Here is a 3,273-nt window from a genome sequence, read left to right on the forward strand (position 1 = left end):
GAAATTGCATCGAAGTGCTCTGATGCTAGGCTCGGACGCACAAAGCCGTCCTAGTTTACAACTATTTTAGGGATTATGATCCGAGCATTGGACGGTATATTCAAAGGGATCCAATTGGTATAGAGGGTGGGTTGAATACTTATGCGTATGTTGAAGGGAATCCTGTTAGATACGTAGATCCATTAGGTTTAGTATCAGTAGCAGGGTATGCTAACCCAGCCAATGTTGCACAGTGTACTGCAGCAAGTATGGGAAGAGCTGGGGCTACATCAAAAACAGCTTCTGAGTTAACAAAACTAGGTACTCTTATTCGGGGATTACATTCTTTGATGATGGCTTACCAATCATACCAAACAGGTTTAGCATTACAGACTGATGCAATAACTGGTTGGAAGTTTGGGGAGGGGGGCTAGTTGATCTTGATGCTAAAGCTTTGGCCGCATCAGATAGCAAAGCAAAAGAGTGTAAAAATAAATCTTGTAAAGAAAGTTATCCTGAATATCTACCTTGCTCTAGTTTAAGAGGTTATTCTTATAAAAGTAAAAGAGATGCATTTTATGCCCTAGGTGGACGAGACAAAGGAGTTAAAATTCAAAAACCAAGACCTGCTCATAGCGGACCCTGTGTAGGGCAAGGAGAACACTGGAATGTACTTTCTGGAGGAGGTAGAAGAGGATCTATTGCTTCTTGTAGGTGTTGTGAAGATACCCCATCTGGCCCTAAGCTTACTATCAGATATAAGGCCATCTAATGAAGTTACTGCATTATTTAATTTTAGATTATCTTCATGAACTTCCTGCAAAATTTAGTCAATTAATATCTGTTGATGTTGATATAATATTTAATATGCCTAAACATGAATTAAGCAAACCTGATTTACTCCTACAGTTGGATTTTATGTTTGAGAGTGAATACATTAATTTAAAATGTAAAAACAATGATATCAATAAAAAACCATCTGATCAGAAATTTGATTTTGAAATATATTTAACAAACTTAGGAGGAAAAGTTTGGGAAGAAGCATTTAAGCCAAACTGGAATCAGTTTGTTTTGGTTGAGCAAGATTATTTAGATAAAAAAAATATTAACATTAAAATTGCCACAATAAATCTGTCTTACCTATATCTAATATTAAATAGCCTAGGGGTAAAAGAAAATAAAATCCATAAACTTTCTCCTTGGCATCCCGTATATTGGAAATTAATAAAGGAAGCATATAGTTCAAATTTTGTTATCAATGAAGATGATTTTAATGAAGATGTACTATTAAAATACGGTGAAAAATGGAGAAAACAATGGGATTTTAATGCTAGCCAATTAAGATTGAAGGAGTAAAGCGAAAATAAAGAGAAGAAAGGGAAAAAGCAAAGAATAGGACACCCTAGATTTGACTTTGATCAAAAAGTGGCTGTCCCCTTTTGTTCCAGCCTAAATTGCGCTTAGATTATTTTTTAACTCGCGAGGTGATTGGTGATGATGCTTTTACATCTGAAATAGAGCCTCCAGTCCCTTATACCTTAGGCGTAAGAATCCTTAATACGGGTGCAGGTATTGCCAAGCATATTGCGATTGAATCGGCACAGCCACGCATAGTCGAAAACAAACAAGGCTTACCCATTGGCTTTGACATTATTTCCAGCTATGTCGGTAACCAACCTGCCGAACCAACACTCCTGCTTGGGTTTGGCGACTTAGCTGTAAATACAGCCAAAGTGGGCCGTTGGCAAATGGAAACCAACCTCTCCGGTATATTTGATCGCTTTAGTGCCAGCTTTACTCATGCGGATGAATTAGGGAGCAAAAGAATAGGACATCCTAGATTTGATATCGATCAGGCCTGTAGAGTTATCATCTTGACTACAAGTCGATCAACTCTGTGTGGAGGTCTAAGGATGACGCGGCCACGAAGTCAGTTAGTCAGTTAGTCAGTTAGTCAGTTAGTCAGTTAGTCAGTTAGTCAGTTAGTCAGTTAGTCAGTTAGTCAGTTAGTCAGTGTTCAGGATACACCCTATTATCATTGTATTTGTCGCTGTGTTCGCCGAGCCTTTTTATGCGGTGATGACAGGGTAACCGGCCAAAATTTTGATCACCGTAAAGCCTGGATGGTTGAGCGACTCACAGAGTTAGTTAAGGTGTTTGCGATTGATATCTGCGCTTATGCCGTGATGTCAGATCACTATCATTTAGTGGTTCGCATTGATGAGGAAAAAGCTAAACAGTGGACGGATGATGAAGTAATTCGTCGCTGGCGAAAGCTCTATAAAGGCCCGCCCATGATTCAACGTTATTTAGCTGGTGCAAAACTAGATAGTGCTGAACTCAAAGTAGTGAATGATATTGTTCAGCAGTGGCGTGAGCGATTAGCGGATTTATCCTGGTTTATGCGTTGTTTAAATGAACCTATTGCACGCTGGGCAAATGATGAAGATGGTTGCAAAGGGCGCTTTTGGGAAGGACGCTTTAAAAGCCAGGCTCTACTGGATGAAGCTGCATCATTAGATGAACTAACCCCTGAAGAGAGAAAACAGTTTGAGGAGTTGGAGAGGAATCATCCAGTTGAATAAAAACTAATTTGATCGATAAATTTACCTACAATATTGTAGCTAAAAATAAATATCAACCTTACATCAAAGCGAACCGAATTCAGAAGAGAGAAAATAATATGAAGGAATGGAAATTAAATCTCAAAAAAAATAACGCTATAAAGATAACAATAACAGCAATAACATTTTTTTCTTTAGGGTTGATAGCTAATAATTTATACAATAAAAAAATGGAGCTAAAATATGAATACAATAGAAAAATACAGGATACTAAAAGAAACATTTCCGAAAGTATTGTTTTAGCAAGCATGCTCCAAAACGAAAAATATAGTGAAGTTATTAATTCATTTGATCGCATGATGTACATACGTTTTTCAATAGTTATTGGCTTGTCTATACCCCTTAATAATGCCGTCCAAGAATGCAATAGTGACAATACAAAAAAACTTCTTAACTACTACCAAAAATATAATAAAAAAATATTTGAAAAATCATCCAAGGTTTGTGCAGAAGTGGCAAAGAATAGAGGGAAGAAGGGGACACCCTAGATTTGACTTTGATCAAAAAGTGGCTGTCCCCTTTTGATTGCTTTAAATCATCTTTATAGCTATGCTTTCAATAATCCTTTGCGATACATCGATCCTAATGGTCTTTTCCCTGCTCCTTGGTGTTCGCGCCAGGGCAATCGCATATAAATTTACACCGAACAAATTAGCTTCATTAAATATTA

Annotated in this window: 4 protein-coding genes and 1 pseudogene; all 5 read left to right on the forward strand. The window is 37.3% G+C overall.

Annotated elements, in window-relative coordinates:
* Positions 1-56: 56 nt before the first annotated feature.
* Positions 57-413 (forward strand): annotated as a pseudogene (locus KCG35_RS24115) (RHS repeat-associated core domain-containing protein); the annotation flags it as partial.
* A 337-nt stretch (positions 414-750) separates the two neighbouring features.
* Positions 751-1,335 (forward strand): hypothetical protein, encoded by a 585-nt coding sequence (locus tag KCG35_RS24120; protein WP_215822410.1) that lies wholly within the window; start codon positions 751-753, stop codon positions 1,333-1,335.
* A gap of 83 nt (positions 1,336-1,418) precedes the next feature.
* Positions 1,419-1,925, forward strand: coding sequence for a hypothetical protein (locus KCG35_RS24125; RefSeq protein ID WP_215822411.1), 507 nt, complete (start codon positions 1,419-1,421; stop codon positions 1,923-1,925).
* A gap of 177 nt (positions 1,926-2,102) precedes the next feature.
* Positions 2,103-2,564: a hypothetical protein gene (locus tag KCG35_RS24130; protein WP_215822412.1), complete on the forward strand. Its 462-nt coding sequence runs from the start codon at positions 2,103-2,105 to the stop codon at positions 2,562-2,564.
* A gap of 98 nt (positions 2,565-2,662) precedes the next feature.
* Entirely contained in the window at positions 2,663-3,091 is a 429-nt protein-coding gene (locus KCG35_RS24135) for a hypothetical protein (RefSeq protein WP_215822413.1), read from the forward strand.
* Positions 3,092-3,273: the final 182 nt, after the last annotated feature.

This window comes from Zooshikella harenae, assembly GCF_018837975.1.
In the GTDB taxonomy this organism is placed as follows: Bacteria; Pseudomonadota; Gammaproteobacteria; order Pseudomonadales; family Zooshikellaceae; genus Zooshikella; species Zooshikella harenae.